Here is a 15,822-nt window from a genome sequence, read left to right as displayed (position 1 = left end):
ATCAGAAAAGGGAGGAAGTTCATGCCGATGGTCACCGTTTCCATCTCTCCGCAACAAGCAGCGGGCATCCGCGCCGCCGTCGACAATGGCGGTTATGCATCGAGCAGCGAGGTCGTCCGCGAGGCGCTCCGCCTGTGGGATACCACCCGCAAGCTCAATGAGTTCCGGGACGATGTTCTCGACGACGAGGGCGTTCCGTCAGGCGGCAGATGCGTCGCCGACATGTTCGCCGATCATGAGGCGGAGCGCCGTCGCTCCGCCTGAACAAGCGTTTGATTGCATTGGAAAAATTGAATAAACGCGGAGCGCGTGCAAGACCCTTGCGCGTTTCATAAAACTTTCACATTGGCGAAAGAGTTCATTGACCCTTCTGCGGCATGTTCCGGACGAAAAAGAACAAGTCACAGTGGAGATCAGCCCCAATGAAGACCGGCCACGTGAAGACTGGGGTGTCCTTGGCTGCCACCGTCGCGCCGGATGTCCTGCGCCGCTACGCCAGCGATCAGATCGTAACCCTTGCCAAGCTCGTGGTCGAGAATGCCTTCCAGCCGATCGTCGAGGCGGGCACCGGCACGGTCTTCGGCTACGAATCCCTGATGCGCGGCCAGGATCGCATCGGCTACGAGACGCCGGTCGACATCCTCGACGAGGCTCACCAGGCCGGCCAGCTGCTGCAGCTCGAACAGATGGTCGCCAGCCGCGCTCTCGCCAAATTTTCGACGCTGTCGAATTTCTTCACCTCGACGCTGTTCCTCAACCTCGATGTCCGGCTCATCCCGCACGGCGAACACCTGGTCGAGAGCCTGCTGCAGCATTTGCGGAAGGCGAATATTCCGCCGTCCTCCGTCTGCTTCGAATTCTCCGAGCGTTTCGACAATACCAGTGTGCCGGAATTTTCCGGCCTTGTTTCCAGGCTGCGCAAGGCCGGTTTCAAGCTGGCGATCGACGATTTCGGCGTCGGTCACGGCGAGATGAAGCTGCTCTGCGATTATGCCGTCGATTATCTCAAGATCGACCGCCATTTCGTCGCCGAGATCGACCGCAGCCCGCGCAAGCGCCATCTGTTGAAGAGCATCGTCAACATCGCCCATGTGCTCGGCACGCGCGTCATCGCCGAAGGCATCGAGACCGAGGCCGAATTCATCGCCTGTCGCGAATATGGCGTCGACCTCGTCCAGGGCTGGTTCATCTCTCGCCCGACGACGCATATATCGGAGCTGGCGGCGTCCTTCCCGCATCTGCAGGAGCTCGGCAAGAGCAAGAGGGGCAGCCAGTCGCTCGACGAAATCCTCATTCGCAAGCAGATCGAGATGCTGCCGACGGTCTACGAGAACGACAGCATCGACAGCGTCTTCGAACTCTTCCGCCGCAATCCACGCCAGGCCTTCTTTCCCGTCCTCAACGCCAATGACGAGCCGCGCGGCATCATCCACGAGCATCACCTCAAGGAATATATCTACCAGCCCTTCGGCCGCGATCTCCTGAAGAACAAAATGTATGAGCGTAGCATCTCGCATTTCGTCGAGATGGCGCCGATCGTCGGCCTCGACAGCGACGCCGAGCAGCTGATGGCGATCTTCGCCAATATGGAGGGCAGCAACTGCCTGATCCTGACCGACAATATGCGCTATGCCGGTGTCGTCTCCGCCGCCTCGCTGATCAAGGTCATCAACGAGAAGCAGCTGAAGACCGCGCAGGACCAGAACCCGTTGACCGGCCTGCCGGGCAATCGTGCCATCCGCGATTTCATGCGTCAGTCCGGCCGCGACGGCGATGAGCTCCGCCACTTCTGTTATTGCGACTTCGACAATTTCAAGCCGTTCAACGATACCTATGGCTTCCATCTCGGCGACCACGCGATCTCGCTGTTTGCCGCGCTGATGCGCCGCTATTTTTTCGCCGAGCGCCATTTCCTCGGCCATGTCGGCGGCGACGATTTCTTCATCGGCGTCGTCGGCTGGACCAAGGAAGAGCTGACGGAGATCCTCGACCGGCTGATCAGCGATTTCCATGACGACGTGCGGGATTTCTATTCCGACGAGGACCGCGCCGCCGGCCGCATCCTCGGTCACGACCGCACCGGCGCCGAAGCTTTGTTCCCGCTGATGCGCTGCTCGATCGGCGTCATCGAACTGCCGGAAGGCCTCGTCATCGACGATATCAACCGCGTCAGCGCCGAAATCGCCATCATCAAATCGGCCGCCAAGGACAGCGAGGAAGGCCTGGTCTTCCACCTGCTGGGCGAGGCGAATTGACGCCTCTGCCACATCAAGCCTTCCCAAGCCCGCGGGCCTGATTTACTTCCTGTGCTTCAGACAAAAAGCAAGAGCGGTTCCGCCCACTTCCATCAAAAGCTGAACCGCTCCAGGGAGGAGCCGGTCATGCCATTGCCTCAGGATATGCGTTTCGTCGATCTGCCGTCCTTCGGCGGGCCGGAGGTGATGACGATCGGCAGGCGTCCGCTTCCTGTGCCCGGCGACGGAGAGGTCCTGGTGCGCGCCGAGGCGATCGGCGTCAACCGCCCGGATATTGCCCAGCGCCAGGGCAACTATCCCGCGCCGAAGGGTGCGAGCCCGATCCTCGGCCTGGAATTGTCGGGCGAAATCGTTACCGTCGGCCCGGGCGTCAGCGGCCATGCCGTCGGCGACAAGGTCTGCGGGCTCGCCAATGGCGGCGCCTACGCCGAATATTGCCTGCTGCCGGCAGGCCAGATCCTGCCCTTCCCCAAAGGTTATGATGCAGTGAAGGCGGCAGCTTTGCCTGAAACCTTCTTCACCGTCTGGGCCAATCTCTTCCAGATGGCCGGGCTGACGGAAGGCGAGACGGTGCTGATTCATGGCGGTTCCAGCGGCATCGGCACGACAGCGATCCAGCTCGCCCGCGCCTTCGGCGCCGAGGTCTACGCGACGGCGGGCTCGAAGGAAAAATGCGAGGCCTGCGAAAGGCTCGGCGCCAAACGCGCGATCAACTACAGGAGCGAGGATTTCGCCGAGGTCATCAAGGCCGAGACCGACCACGGCGTCGATATCATCCTCGACATGATCGGCGCTTCCTATTTCGAGCGCAACATTGCCTCGCTGGCGAGGGATGGCTGTCTTTCGATCATCGCCTTCCTCGGCGGCGCGCTCGCCGAAAAGGTCAATCTCTCGCCGATCATGGTCAAGCGCCTGACGGTCACCGGTTCCACCATGCGGCCGCGCACGGCGGAAGAAAAACGCGCCATCCGCGACGACCTGCTCTCGGAGGTTTGGCCGCTGCTGGAAGCCGGCATCGTCGCCCCCGTCATCCACAAGGTCTTTGCCTTCGAAGAGGTCGTCGATGCGCACCGGCTGCTGGAAGAGGGCAGCCATGTCGGCAAGATCATGCTCACCGTCTGAGGTCAGCTTCGGACCAGCATTCCTGCGCAAGATGAAGCTGATCCCGGCCGTTTGTGAGTCTACGGGGTCGTTGAACAGTCGTCTGATCGAAACCCGGCCCCGAAACTGCGCATCTTGATGTGGCTTTGCTTGCGCGTTGTACGGTCCCTACGAGGAATGCAATGGCTCTATTCCACGCCTGTCCCATCTGCCGCAGCAGAATTCCGCATTTCGAACCGCTTCCGCGCTACTACATCGACAAGGCGGTCGAGCACGGCTTTCCCTATCGCGTCGATGAATTCGAGACGATCAACCATCAGGCTTACAGCTGCCCCAATTGTCATTCGACCGATCGCGACAGGCTCTTCGCGCTGTTCCTGACGCCGGTGTTCCAGCGCCTCAATCCGGCGCAGGCCTTCCGGTTCCTGGACATTGCCCCGGGCCGGGCCTTGAGCTTCTGGCTCAAGAGCCACCCGCATATCTTCTACCGCAGCTGCGACATGTATATGCCCGAGGCAGACGACAAAGCTGATATCCACAACCTGCCCTACGCCGACGAGACCTTCGACTTCGTGCTTTGCTCCCATGTGCTCGAACATGTCGAGGATCCGGTGCGTGCCACCGCCGAAATCCGGCGTGTTCTCAAGGAGCACAGCATCGCCATCCTGATGGCGCCGATCTGCCTGTCGATCGAGCACACCCATGAAAATCCCGAAGTGACGACGCCGGAAGGCCGCTGGGCGCATTTCGGTCAGGACGACCATGTGCGCCTCTTCTCAAGGTCCGGGTTCATCGATGTGATCCGGCGCGCCGGTTTGGCGGTGCAGCAAGTTCCGGTCACCGAATTCCTGGCCCCCGATGTCTGCGATACCTATGGCATCGGCCGCAGCTCCGTCCTCTATCTCGGCGTGAAGCAGGAGGCCGTCCAGCAGGAGCCGGAACGCAACGTCGCCTGAGGGCACGGCAAGAGCATGTCGCGCAAAAGTGTGCAGCGGTTTTGCGACAAAGACATGCATAAAAACAAAGACCTAAAGCGTGACAAGCGAATCTGAAAGATCGCCGCACGCTTGAGCGTCCACTTATGAAAAGGCGCCCCGAACCCGAGGCGCCTTTTTCAATTTCGGCTGTCTCTCAGCGTCAGCGACACCGCGACCGCGAGAACACCGGGCAACGCCATGAGCAGATAGAGCCAGTGCGCCGCCGACAGCGCGCCTGATATGCCGCCGGGATGAACGAGGCCGGCGCCATTGGCGATGACGCCGGCAAAGGCGGCCCCGAACGCCCCACCTAGCGAACTCATCGTCGGGATCGCGGCAGAAGCCTTGTCCTTCTCGTTGTCGGCGACGAGTTTCAGCACCATGGCGACGAGATGCGCCCAGCCGAGACCGATGCCGAAGCCCATCATGAACATGCCGATCGCCGCCGGCACGATGATCAGCATATGCCCCTCGGGATTGTCCTTGGCGAGGAAGAGGGCGAGGCAAGCGGTCGCCGCCGCCTCGATGAGGGCGCCGATGACGATTGCCCAATAGGCTCGACCGCCGGTCCACGAGCCGCTGAGGAAGGCCGCGAAGGTCCAGCCGAGGGCGACGAGCGCCACGAGATAACCCGAGACGATCGCGGGCACCCCATGCAGGGTCTGCAGGAAATAGGGAATGAAGACGTCGCTGACGAGAACGACGGTCATGGCGAGCATCGCCAGGTAGACCCGTGAAATCGGCTGGGAAAGGCTGACGGCGCCGGAGGGCAGCAGCCGGTTCGGGCTTCGGCCCTCGATGAAGATCATGCCGGCGACCGCGACGACCGAAGCGGCGATCAGCGCGACCTTCATCGCTGTCGCCTCGATCGCGCCCGCCGTGCTGACCATCAGAACGGCGGCAAGCAGCAGTCCGATCTGAGCAACCGGCGTCTTTGCCTGCTCGCGGTCGTCCTCGACGTCGGGCAACAGCCGCGGCGCCAAGAGCGCCATCAGCAGGCCGAGTGGCACGAGCACGATGAAAGCATAGCGCCAGGCGTGGCCCGCAGAAAAGAAGCCGCCGAGCGTCGGCCCGATGACGGTCGAGACCCCCCAGATTGCCGCGTAGAGCGTCGATGCCTTCGGCCATAGCGGCTCGGGATAAACGAAGCGGATGAAGGCATAGCCGAGCGCTGCAAGTGCGCCTGTTCCGAGACCCTGCACCGCACGTCCGATCAGCACCACCGGCATCGACGGTGCGGCTGCGGCAATCAGGCTGCCGGCGCCGAAGACCAGTGCTGCGATCACATAGACGGATCGAAGCCCGATGCCGCGCGGCCGCATGGCGACGAAGATCGAGCCGAGCACGGCGGCGGCGACGAACAGGCTGGTGACCCAGGAAAACAGCGCGAGCCCGCCGATATCGCGCACGATCGAAGGCGCGATCGTCGCCATGATGTAACTCTCCACCGCATAAAGCGTCACGCCGCCGGCCAGCATCAATGTTGCCGGCAGGTGCTCGGGCAGGAAGAGGCGGAAGACGGAGCTGGCGCTGGGAATGGCTGCTGTCTGGTCGATATTCGACATGGGAGGACCCCGAGATTTTTACTGGCGAAGGATTATTTTCCAAGTTATAAATTGGAAAATTGCATGCCGTCTCGAATTAAACAAGACTTGACTTGGAAAATATGCGCCAGTCCCCAGCCAACCGGATCCTGATCCTGATAAAGACCGACGGGCCGCAGCTCGCCGCCGCGATCGGCGATACGCTTGGCATATCGGGCGAGGCCGCCCGCCAGCAACTGTCGAAGATGGCGGAGGAGGGGCTGGTGGAACCGGTCACCGTTGCTGCTGCCGGCCGTGGCCGGCCGCGCCAGCTCTGGCACCTCACAGCCGCGGGCAACCGCCAGTTCCCGGATGGCCATGCCGAACTGACGGCAAACCTCCTCGGCACGCTCGTCGAACAGCTCGGCCCCGCAGCCCTCGATAAGGTCATTGCCGCCCGCGAGGCCGAGACGCTGCAGCGTTATCGGCAGGAACTCAGCCAGGCGCATGGCCTTGCCGCGCGCGTCGAGGCCCTTGCCGGCATCCGCACCCGCGAGGGCTATATGGCCGATTGTTGGAGACAAGCGGACGGCTCCTTCATGCTGGTCGAAAACCACTGCCCGATCTGTGCGGCCGCCACCGCCTGCGCCGGCTTCTGCCGCTCCGAACTCGAAACCTTCCGCGCCGTCCTTAGCGCCGAGGTCGAACGCAGCGAACACATCCTCGCCGGCGCCCGCCGCTGCGCCTATCGTATCACGCCAGGTTGACCGACATCGCTCGCAAGCGGCTTGCACTTCACGCCGGTTGCCGCGCCTGCCGCCTGCTGCTTTCGAGATAGAGCAGCACTCCGATTGATGCGAGACCCGCGGCCGCGCCGACGAAGGCGGTGCCGGAATAATCGGTGATCGCGGTGCCGAAGGCGAAGAGACCAGCGCTGATGCCAACCCCAATGAACGTGTTCAGCGAGATCAGCGAGGTTCCGAGCCCCGGCCGGTCCGCGATCAGGTCCTGCAGATAGGTGATCGGCACGCTGAGGATCGCTGCCGCCCCGCAGGCATTGAAGAGGAGGAGTGCATAGACATGCCAGGGTGTGGAAGCAAAGCCGAGCAGCAGCAGATAGACGCAATAGATCAGCGCGCCGAAGGCGAGCACGTGCGCGCTTCGGAAGCGGCGCTGCGCAAAACCCCACATCATCATGAACGGCATCTCGAGCAAGGCCGTCAAACCTGCCATGAAGCCGACATCGACCACGGTGCCGCCGGCCGCATGGGTGATGATCAGCGGCAGGAGCATGGCGTTCAGCCGCTGCAGTCCGAACAGCATCGCCATGACGATGACGCGCGACAGCACATGCGGCACGAAAATCCGTTTCAACGAAGCAAAGAAGCCGACTGGATCGGGGGCAGGGCCGCCGGCGCCATTTCCGGGTGCGAAGAAAAAATACAGGCAGAAGCAGGTGCAGCTTGCCAATGCCGCGATCCCATAGGCCGGCGTCATCGACGGCGAACTGACGAGATAGAGGCCGATCAACCCCGGCGCCAGCGCCCATGAGCCGGAAAAGAGCGCCCGCACCGTTGCGGTGATCGCCGCCCCCTGGCCACGGTCCATCTGGTTGGTCCTGGCGCGCAGGCTGGCAAACAGCAGCGAATAGGTGGAATTGCTCATCGGCACCAGCAAAAGCGTGGAGAAGATGAAGACCGCGGGGCTATGAATGAGCGCGATCGACCCGAAGCCGAGCATGCCGGCGACGCAAAGCCCCAGCACCAGCGGCCGGCGCTCCTTCAGCCTGTCCGACCAGATGCCGAGCGTCAGGCTCGTCGTGACGTTGACGATCGAAGAGAAGAACACCAGTGCCGAATAGGCGCCGTTGCTCATGCCGAGTTCGTTGATCCCGATGATCGACTGATAGGGCGCGGTCGACGCATAGGTGAAGGCGAGCGCGACGAGTGTCACGGTCGGAATACGGATCCTGTTGTCGCGAAGGATCAAGGAAAAGGTGGATGGCATGGGGAGCGGTTCCTGATGCACCACTCTTAGCCGCATCGGATCCATCAGAGAAACGATAGTTTTCGATCGCCTCGGTCAATTTATGTGATGAATATTTGGACGATGTGATCGCCGAAAGAGCCCGCAACGAGGCTGAGCGCCTAGCTCGCCCGGTAAATGCTCGCCGTGCCCGCAGCCGATTGACTCTATCAATCTTCTGCCCTTAGTGCTCGCCGGGGTTGATCAATTGGATGGGGACAATGAAATTTCGCTTTGTTGGCGCTGTGGCGCTTTCTTTTGCCGTTGCAGGTTGCAGTAGCGTTGCTCCTGACGGTCGGCCGCTCATTCAACACTTCTTTCGGGATCTTGTGATGAGGGGATGTGGTTTCCAGATGACATGGGAATCGGCGAGACAAGCCACAGATACCTTTAAGCCAGTTATACCGACTGACAGAGAACGCATGACTGACAGAGGCCTCATGAGAGCTGCGATTGCAATTTGCGGCAAGGCGAAACCCGGAAATAAGAGCAAAGCCATCGAAGTCCAGGTTCCTGACAGTGGCGGTGCCCTCCGGAAAATCGTTGTTGAAAGAGAATAGAAAGCGCAGACGCTCACCCCAGCCTCCGTCTTCCTCGGGCTTGACCCGAGGACCCACGCTGGCATCCATCAGCACCGGGCATGGATCCTCGGCTCAAGGCCGAGGAAGACGGAATGTGCGGTGACGTCTTCGCCAAACTCGCCGCAGGCGCGCCAGGTGCTCCATCAGGCAGGCACTCGCGCGGCCGCCTAACCCTTGCAAAGCGTCAACCCCGTTGGCTTTCCCCGCGTGACGCGTTATGGACTGCGCTACCCCCGCCAGCATCCGGACAAAAGCTCATGACTAATCCCGTCACCGTCGAAGTCACCCGCGGCCTGCTCGTCGAAAGTCGCCATCGCGGCGCGGTGGCTGTCGTTGATGGCGACGGCAAGCTTGTCTTCTCGCTGGGCGACATCGAGGCTGCGATCTTCCCGCGCTCGTCCTGCAAGGCGATGCAGGCGCTGCCGCTGGTCGAGAGTGGTGCTGCCGATGCCTATGGCTTCGGCGACAAGGAATTGGCGCTGGCCTGCGCCTCGCATAATGGCGAGGACGAGCATGTGACGCTTGCCGCGTCCATGCTGTCGCGGGCCGGTCGCGATGCCGAGGCGCTGGAATGCGGCGCCCATTGGTCGATGAGTCAAAAGGTCCTGATCCGTCAGGTCCGCGCGCTCGATGCGCCGAACGCGCTGCACAACAATTGCTCGGGAAAACATGCGGGCTTTATCTGCGCCTGCTGCCATCAGGATATCGATCCAAAGGGCTATGTCGGCTACCAGCACCCGCTGCAGGTCGAGATTCGCGCGGCGATGGAAAGCCTGACCGGCGCGGTGCTCGGAGCAGAAAGCTGCGGCACCGATGGCTGCTCGATTCCAACTTATGCCGTGCCGCTGCGCAGCCTTGCCCACGGTTTTGCCAAAATGGCGACCGGCACCGGCCTCGAACCCCTGCGTGCAAAGGCATCACGCCGCCTGATCGAAGCCTGCATGGCCGAACCCTTCTACGTCGCCGGCTCCGGCCGCGCCTGCACGGAGTTGATGCAGATCGCCCCCGGCCGGATCTTCGTCAAAACCGGCGCCGAGGGCGTCTTCTGTGCGGCGATCCCGGAAAAGGGCATCGCCATCGCCCTCAAATGCGAAGATGGCATGACCCGCGCCGCCGAAGCCATGGTGGCGGCGACCCTCGCCCGCTTCTTCGAGACGGAGAGCGAGGTTCATGCGGGCCTGATGGCCCATGCCGCAACGCCGATGCGCAATTGGAACGGCATCCATGTCGGCGATATCAGGGTCACCTCCGCCTTGGCCGGATGAGTTCGATCCCACGTATATAAGTTACTAAAAAATAAGAATTATCTAATATAAAGGAGGTGCGCCCCGCGATCGCGGATGCACCCCTTCGCGGCGACGTGAGCACAGTCCAAGCCATGAGGGCAGGGCATGTTTGCAGGCCGCTATCTCTGGTGGATGCTGATGGGTATCGGCATCTTCATGTTCGCCGCGCTGAGCCTCGATTATATCACCTGGCTCACCATCCAGCTGTCCGGCTGCGGCGATATGGCCGGCGCCTGCGAACCGGCCCTCCGGCTGATATCGGGCGTGCTCAAACCCGCCTGCATCTGGGCTGCGATCGCCGTGCTCTTCATGGCGACGCTGCTCCGTCTTCACGCTCTCTCGCTCATCTGGTTCTGGGGGCCGATCGTCGCCATCTGGTTCGTTGCTTCCACGCCGATCCTGCTCTTCCTGGCGGCGGATGCGGCGGCTCTGACGCGACCCGCCACCCTGGCGGCGCTGCCCGTCGCCTTGCTGTTTCTGGCGGCTTTCGTCGCCTATCTCATGATTGCCGTCGAGGATGGCGACATGCCGCCGCTCGCAGCCTCGGCGCCGTTGCGCCTCGCACTCCGCCTGACGGCGGTCTATGGCGCGCTTGCCGGTGCAGCCTTCATGCCGGAACTGTCGCGGATCGCCGGGACCCTGCTCGATATGCCGGCTCTTTCCGTCATCATCGCGCTGGCGCAGCCATATCTGCAGACGGTGCTTACCCTTGGAGCCGGCAGCATGGCGCCGGCCTATGCCGTGCTGACGGCCTTCATCGCGGCCCTTGCCGCAAGCCTCTTGCCGCATGCTGCAGCACCGCAGCCCTCCCGCAGCACCATCATGCTGCGGCGATTGCGCCGTTGAGATCGCGATAGGGTTTCAGCTGTTCGGCCGTCATCTCCATGGGCACGATCAGCCCCGCCACCTCGGAAATGCCAAGCACCGGGCAGGGCGAGACGAGGTCGAACTTCTCCTCGGTCAGCAGCACATGCGTTTCGGCCGCGCAGCGGGCGATATGCCGCTTGATCGCCGCCTCCTCGAAATCGCCGGTGGAAAGCCCGTGCACCGGATGCGCCGCCGTCACCCCGAGGAAGAAGAGGTCGGGGCGAAGCTGCGAGATCGCCGCCATCGCCGCTGCCCCCGTCGCCACCATCGAATGTTTGTAGAGCCGTCCGCCGGTGAGGATCACCTCGGCTGTCGGGTGGTGTTCCAGCTCGGCGGCGATCGTCGGGCTGTGGGTCGCAACCGTCAGCGGCATGTCGCGCGGCAAATGCCTGGCGATCTCCGCCGTCGTCGTGCCGCCGTCGAGGAAGATCATCTGACCGGGCCTCACCATCGCCGCCGCCGCTGCTCCCAGCCGCGCCTTGATCTGCGACGAGACGCTGCGCCGCGCGGTGAAATCAGGCAGGTCTGGCGCCAGCGGCATTGCCCCGCCATGCACCCGTTTCAACAGCCCCTCCGCCGCCATTTCCCTGAGGTCGCGGCGGATAGTGTCCTCGGAAAGCGCGAAATCCTCGGCGACGCGCTTGGCGACCACTTGGCCGTCACGGCGCAGGATGTCGAGTATGAGGGTCTTGCGTTGCGTTGTCAGCATCGTCTCTCTGCACGAAATTAAACATAATAGCCCGATATTGCACGAAGTGACTCGACATTCAAGAAATATCGTGCATTTTCACGAAATCCCGTGCATAAGGCCGGGAAAGTGCTCACGCATAAAGCGGAGCGAAGGAGTGGATCATGTTGATTTTGATTGCCGGGCCCTATCGGTCCGGAACGGGCGACGACCCGGAAAAGATGGCCGCCAACCTGAAGCGGCTGGAAGCGCCTTCGCACGCGCTGTTTCAGGCCGGCCACGTGCCGATGATCGGCGAATGGGTGGCCCTGCCGATCTGGCACGCCGCCGGCGGCCGGTCGGTCGGCGATGCGCTCTACGAAGAGATCTTCCACCCGGTCGCCGGCCGGCTGCTGGAACTCTGCGAGGGCGTGCTGCGCCTGCCGGGCGATTCCAAGGGAGCGGACAACGACGTCCGCATCGCCCGGGAACGCGGCATCCCGGTCTGGCACCGGCTGGAGGATGTGCCGGGCTGCGGCTGATCGGGTTTTGGCGTCGGCGGCGCTCTCGTTGCCCTTCGCTTACGCTCAGCGCATTCGCGGCCTTGCCGCTCACCCCCTCATCTGCCTGCCGACATCTTCTCCCCGCTGGGGAGAAGCGGACTCGTGGCGGCGCCTCGCTCCTCTGAAGCGTTGCAATGGAGAAGAGGGCGCCCGGCTTGCGCCCTCTTCTCCCCAGCGGGGGTCCGGAGGACGGGTCGAGACCCGTGGCTCGACCCTGGTCGGTGGCCCGAAGGGTCGGATGAGGGGGCCACACGGCACGTCTATTATGTCTTCGCACTCGACTTCCCGATGGGCGTCAAAACCCAATCTCACCCGTTCCAGCCCGCGCATCGCTACGCTATAACCCTTGCCGAAAGGGAGTCGAGAACCATGCTGACACTGTATTACGCGCCGGGAACCTGCGCGCTCGCAAGCCTTATTGCCCTGGAAGAATCCGGCCTGGCCTTCGAAGTAAAGAAGATCAGCCTCCGCGATGGCGAGCAGCGCGCGCCGGACTATCTGAAGATCAACCCGAAGGGCCGGGTGCCGGCACTGGTCACCGATTACGGCGTGCTGACGGAAACGCCGGCGATCCTGGCCTATATCGCCCAGAGCGCGCCGGCCGCCAAGCTGGCGCCGCTTGACGATCCTTTCGAATTTGCCAGGCTCCAGTCCTTCAACAGCTATATCTGCTCGACCGTGCATGTGAACCATGCCCATCGCCCGCGCGGCTCGCGCTGGGCCGACGAGCCGGCGGCAATCGAGGCGATGAAGGCGAAGGTGCCGCAGAATATGGCCGATTGTTTCACGCTGATCGAGCAGACGATGTTCGAAGGCCCATGGGTGATGGGTGAAGCCTATTCGCTCGCCGATCCCTATCTCTTCGTCATGACCGACTGGCTACCGTCGGACGGCGTCGATCCCGCCCGGTTCGAAAAGGCGAGCGATCACCATGCCCGCATGCTGCAGCGCCCCGCCGTCCAGCGGGCGCTGGCCTACGATCGGGCCTGATCTCTACCGGCGCGTCTTTTCAGACGCGCAAAGGACGCCGTGACACTTTGAATTATGCGGTAAAACGGGCGGCAAGCTTCTTCGGCGCCCGGAACAGCCAGGCGCCGATCAGCCGCAGCCGCAATTCCTCGTCGCCGATCATGGCGGCGCGCAACGGCAGATACGGCCAGCCGACATAATGATCGGTTTGAAAATAGACGTCGGGCGCCATTTCCAGCAGGTGATCCTTGTCGTCGAGCGAAATCGAGATCACGATCGTCTCGGCGTTCTTCACCGCCACAAAACTCTTGCCGCCGACCTTCAGCGCCGGATTGCCGTAGGAGGTGCTCTTCTCGACATCAGGCAGCCCGGCTTCCGCCGCCAGCCGCTTCAGGCGTTCGAAGATCGCATCGACATCGCCGGCCATGGTTCCGCCCTTTCTGCCAGGGCGAAACCTAGAGCCTTTCCGGGTTAGATTGAAGCATTCTGTTGGCTCAAACGGAGTCGGATGGTCGACCGGCCGGCGCGCGTCGTAGCCCGGCTCTACGGCCAAGCCGGCCGGTCGATCAGCCGGCCCGTTTCAGCCAACCCGGTGGGCCGGGCATCTTTCCGCCAGGATCAAAGGCGATCGGCTCGGACGTACCGTGGGGTATGCCCGTCGCCAATCGCCTTTGCCCTGACGAAAACCTGCTCCGGCAGAATGCTTCAATCTAACCCGGAAAGGCTCTCGCATATTTTCAGGCGCATTTCGCCAGCGGCGGCTTGGCCTCCGCCTGAAAGCCGGTCTGCATCCCGAGCGGCAGATCGGCGATTTCGCGCATCGACATGCGCTCGACCTCGGGATGCCGCAGCGGATCGTCCTTCCAGGCCGGGGCAATTTCTGCGCCTCCCACCTGAAGGGCAGGTCTCAAGAAAAACTTCAGCAACGACATGGCATGCCTCGCTTTCTCAGTGGCGTAGAAGGATGATCGCAAGCGGCTGGCGCCTGCTGAGCCGTCCCACCCGCCCACACCCTGCGTTCGAATGGATTGCCTATGCTTGCAATGTCGGCCTCAACAGGCAGATTTTCAATTGAGAATAACGCTGAGGCGGTATAGAAAAACTATATGAAGAACCTGAACATGGTCCATCTCAACGGCCTGCGGGCGCTGGAAGCCGTCGGCCGTCTCGGCTCGCTGCAGGCAGCGGCCGACGAACTCGGCGTCTCGGTCGGCGCCGTCAGCCAGCAGGTCATCAAGGCCGAAGCCCAGCTTGGCCAGGTGATCTTCGAGCGCACAGCCCGGGGAATGATCGTCACCGAAGCCGCTCGGCCGGTACTCCTGGCGCTCGACGAGGGGTTTGCCCGTCTTTCGGCGGCGGTATCGATCGCCAGCCGCAAGGATGATACGATCCTGACCATATCGGTGGCGCCGGTCTTCGCCGCCCGCTGGCTGGTCTGCCGGCTCGATCGTTTCGCCGAGCGTCATCCCGACATCAAGCTGCGGCTGGATGCAACGACCAATCTCGTCAGTCCGGCGCTTTGCGATGTCGATATCGGCATCCGCGTCGGCACCGGTAAATGGCCTGACGTGAAGGCCGAATTGCTCCTGGAACAGGAGGTCTTTCCCGTCTGTTCGCCTGAGATGGCGGCGAAGTTGAAAGAACCCGCCGATATCCTCGCCCTGCCGGCCATCATCGACGGCCATGCCATGTTCACCTGGGAGGTCTGGATGCGCGAGGCCGGACTATCAGGCGCGACGCTTTCAACCCGCCACGTCTTCAACGATGCCTCGCTCTGCCTCGATGCGGCGATCGCCGGCCAGGGCGTCATGCTGGCCTGGCAGACCCTTTCCGGCTTTGCGCTCGCCGAAGGCCGGCTGGCCGCCCCCTTCGGCATTCGCGCCCGTACCGGCTTCGGCCACTACTTCGTCACCGCCGAAGGCATACGCGAGCCGAAGAAGGTCAAGGATTTCAAGGCCTGGATTCGCGAAGAGATGGCCGGCACGCTCGCGCTTTTCCAGTGATTTTCACACCTCGATCGGCTCCTTGCCGCGGGTCGCCTGCATCGCCTTATAGGCCGGGCGGGACTGGCAACGCTCGATCCAGGCTTTGACATTGGGATGGGCTTGGAAAAGCTTCTCTTCGCTCTGGGCGTAGCGCAGAACTTCGGCGAGGTTGAGATCGGCGACGGTAAATCGGTCGCCGACGATCCACTGCCTTCCGGCAAGGTGGCCTTCGAGAACCGCCAACGGCTTGCGCAGCGACCGGCAGGAAACCGCGATCGTCTGTTGGCCGCCTTCGCTGTTTTCGAGCCCGTTATCATAGGTGAGCACGATCTTCACCGTAAGCGGTTCGACCTGCGACGCCGCCCAGACCGTCCACATCGTCAGCAATCCGTCTTCTTCGACGGTTTGGCCGGAAAGCGGCCCGCCATGTCTGCGTGCCAGGTAAAGATTGATGGCCAGCGACTCGTGCATGACGAGATCGCCATCCCTGATGCTGGGGATTTGCGCCATCGGGTTGACGGCGATGAAATCAGGCGAATGCGTATTGAGGGGCGCATCCGTTGCGAGCGGTTCTGCCAGCCGCCTTGCCTGAAGCACCGGCACCGAGCGGAATTCGAGCCCGAGTTCCTCCGCCATCCAGTAAACGCGAGACGCGCGCGATCGATAGACCCCGTAGATTGTCAGCATGAACGATATCCCCTCGATATGTCCAAAGACCGTAAATGCCGGATCAGGCTGCGAGAAGTCCCTGGCGCTTATGGGATGATGAAAGCTTTTGATGCGCCAAGCAATTCCGGTAAAAAAGTGCTCAGTTGTACAAACCGCGCGGTGGTTTTCACAGGCCGGAAGAGAGTCGAGTGCCTGACAGACACCAAGTCGGGGGGCCTCTGTAGGCCGGTGCGAGTTTGGCGGAAACGCGCCCCCACCCTCCGTCATCCTCGGCCTTGTGCCGAGGATCTATGCCCGTGGCGATTGATCGATACGGTGCAGATGCTCGGCACAAGGCCGAGCATGACGGAGCAA

At 62.4% G+C, this 15,822-nt stretch carries 17 protein-coding genes; 10 read left to right on the top strand and 7 right to left on the bottom strand.

The features are described 5' to 3' along the window. Nucleotides 1-21 precede the first annotated feature (21 nt). The 4 genes from HX899_RS30255 to HX899_RS30240 all read left to right on the top strand — a co-directional run bounded on the left by HX899_RS30255 (nt 22) and on the right by HX899_RS30240 (nt 4,312). Complete coding sequence (locus tag HX899_RS30255; protein WP_138328617.1) at nt 22-264, top strand: type II toxin-antitoxin system ParD family antitoxin; 243 nt, start codon at nt 22-24, stop codon at nt 262-264. Between the two features lie 113 nt (nt 265-377). Further along, the gene (locus HX899_RS30250) at nt 378-2,255 is read left to right on the top strand and encodes a bifunctional diguanylate cyclase/phosphodiesterase (RefSeq protein WP_181294087.1); all 1,878 of its coding nucleotides are present in this window, start codon (nt 378-380) and stop codon (nt 2,253-2,255) included. A 126-nt stretch (nt 2,256-2,381) separates the two neighbouring features. Then, on the top strand, nt 2,382-3,377 hold the full coding sequence (locus tag HX899_RS30245) for an NAD(P)H-quinone oxidoreductase (RefSeq protein WP_181294086.1): 996 nt from the start codon (nt 2,382-2,384) through the stop codon (nt 3,375-3,377). A 161-nt stretch (nt 3,378-3,538) separates the two neighbouring features. Beyond that, complete coding sequence (locus HX899_RS30240; RefSeq protein ID WP_138328614.1) at nt 3,539-4,312, top strand: class I SAM-dependent methyltransferase; 774 nt, start codon at nt 3,539-3,541, stop codon at nt 4,310-4,312. A gap of 158 nt (nt 4,313-4,470) precedes the next feature. Here HX899_RS30240 and HX899_RS30235 read toward each other — a convergent pair whose 3' ends face one another. Then, entirely contained in the window at nt 4,471-5,898 is a 1,428-nt protein-coding gene (locus HX899_RS30235) for an MFS transporter (protein ID WP_181294085.1), read from the bottom strand. 101 nt (nt 5,899-5,999) lie between these two features. Between HX899_RS30235 and HX899_RS30230 the strand changes: the two genes are divergently transcribed. Beyond that, entirely contained in the window at nt 6,000-6,623 is a 624-nt protein-coding gene (locus HX899_RS30230) for a metalloregulator ArsR/SmtB family transcription factor (protein ID WP_181294084.1), read from the top strand. A gap of 28 nt (nt 6,624-6,651) precedes the next feature. Here the strand turns inward: HX899_RS30230 and HX899_RS30225 are convergent, their stop codons facing one another. Beyond that, complete coding sequence (locus HX899_RS30225) at nt 6,652-7,863, bottom strand: MFS transporter (protein ID WP_138328611.1); 1,212 nt, start codon at nt 7,861-7,863, stop codon at nt 6,652-6,654. Nucleotides 7,864-8,051: 188 nt separating this feature from the next. After that, nucleotides 8,052-8,516, bottom strand: a complete 465-nt coding sequence (locus tag HX899_RS30220) for a hypothetical protein (RefSeq protein ID WP_181294083.1) — start codon at nt 8,514-8,516, stop codon at nt 8,052-8,054. Nucleotides 8,517-8,719: 203 nt separating this feature from the next. On the opposite strand from HX899_RS30220, the gene HX899_RS30215 reads away from it, so the two are divergent. Together HX899_RS30215 and HX899_RS30210 are read left to right on the top strand one after the other, a co-directional pair. Continuing rightward, nucleotides 8,720-9,727 carry an asparaginase gene (locus HX899_RS30215; RefSeq protein WP_171599295.1) on the top strand — a complete coding sequence of 336 codons (1,008 nt, stop codon included), beginning with the start codon at nt 8,720-8,722 and terminating at the stop codon, nt 9,725-9,727. A 126-nt stretch (nt 9,728-9,853) separates the two neighbouring features. Then, complete coding sequence (locus HX899_RS30210; RefSeq protein WP_181294082.1) at nt 9,854-10,594, top strand: hypothetical protein; 741 nt, start codon at nt 9,854-9,856, stop codon at nt 10,592-10,594. Here HX899_RS30210 and HX899_RS30205 read toward each other — a convergent pair. Then, nucleotides 10,569-11,324, bottom strand: a complete 756-nt coding sequence (locus tag HX899_RS30205) for a DeoR/GlpR family DNA-binding transcription regulator (RefSeq protein ID WP_138387804.1) — start codon at nt 11,322-11,324, stop codon at nt 10,569-10,571. The genes HX899_RS30210 and HX899_RS30205 overlap by 26 nt on opposite strands. Before the next feature lie 143 nt (nt 11,325-11,467). Between HX899_RS30205 and HX899_RS30200 the strand changes: the two genes are divergently transcribed. Continuing rightward, nucleotides 11,468-11,824 (top strand): DUF4406 domain-containing protein, encoded by a 357-nt coding sequence (locus HX899_RS30200; RefSeq protein WP_171599299.1) that lies wholly within the window; start codon nt 11,468-11,470, stop codon nt 11,822-11,824. 390 nt (nt 11,825-12,214) lie between these two features. Then, on the top strand, nt 12,215-12,835 hold the full coding sequence (locus tag HX899_RS30195) for a glutathione S-transferase family protein (RefSeq protein ID WP_027685509.1): 621 nt from the start codon (nt 12,215-12,217) through the stop codon (nt 12,833-12,835). 52 nt (nt 12,836-12,887) lie between these two features. On the opposite strand, the gene HX899_RS30190 is transcribed toward HX899_RS30195, so the two are convergent. After that, nucleotides 12,888-13,241 carry an MmcQ/YjbR family DNA-binding protein gene (locus HX899_RS30190; RefSeq protein ID WP_181294081.1) on the bottom strand — a complete coding sequence of 118 codons (354 nt, stop codon included), beginning with the start codon at nt 13,239-13,241 and terminating at the stop codon, nt 12,888-12,890. A gap of 310 nt (nt 13,242-13,551) precedes the next feature. Continuing rightward, a complete protein-coding gene (locus HX899_RS30185) occupies nt 13,552-13,746 on the bottom strand; it encodes a hypothetical protein (protein ID WP_138328604.1) in 195 nt (64 codons plus the stop codon). Nucleotides 13,747-13,920: 174 nt separating this feature from the next. Between HX899_RS30185 and HX899_RS30180 the strand changes: the two genes are divergently transcribed. After that, entirely contained in the window at nt 13,921-14,817 is an 897-nt protein-coding gene (locus HX899_RS30180; RefSeq protein WP_171599302.1) for a LysR substrate-binding domain-containing protein, read from the top strand. A 3-nt stretch (nt 14,818-14,820) separates the two neighbouring features. Here HX899_RS30180 and HX899_RS30175 read toward each other — a convergent pair whose 3' ends face one another. After that, nucleotides 14,821-15,486 (bottom strand): glutathione S-transferase family protein, encoded by a 666-nt coding sequence (locus HX899_RS30175; RefSeq protein ID WP_138387801.1) that lies wholly within the window; start codon nt 15,484-15,486, stop codon nt 14,821-14,823. Nucleotides 15,487-15,822: the final 336 nt, after the last annotated feature.

Origin of the sequence: Rhizobium sp. WYCCWR 11146 (assembly GCF_013591995.1) — a bacterium.
Classification (GTDB): domain Bacteria; phylum Pseudomonadota; class Alphaproteobacteria; order Rhizobiales; family Rhizobiaceae; genus Rhizobium; species Rhizobium indicum.
Note: the sequence above shows the minus strand (reverse complement) of the source record. Positions and strands in the feature narration are given on the sequence as shown.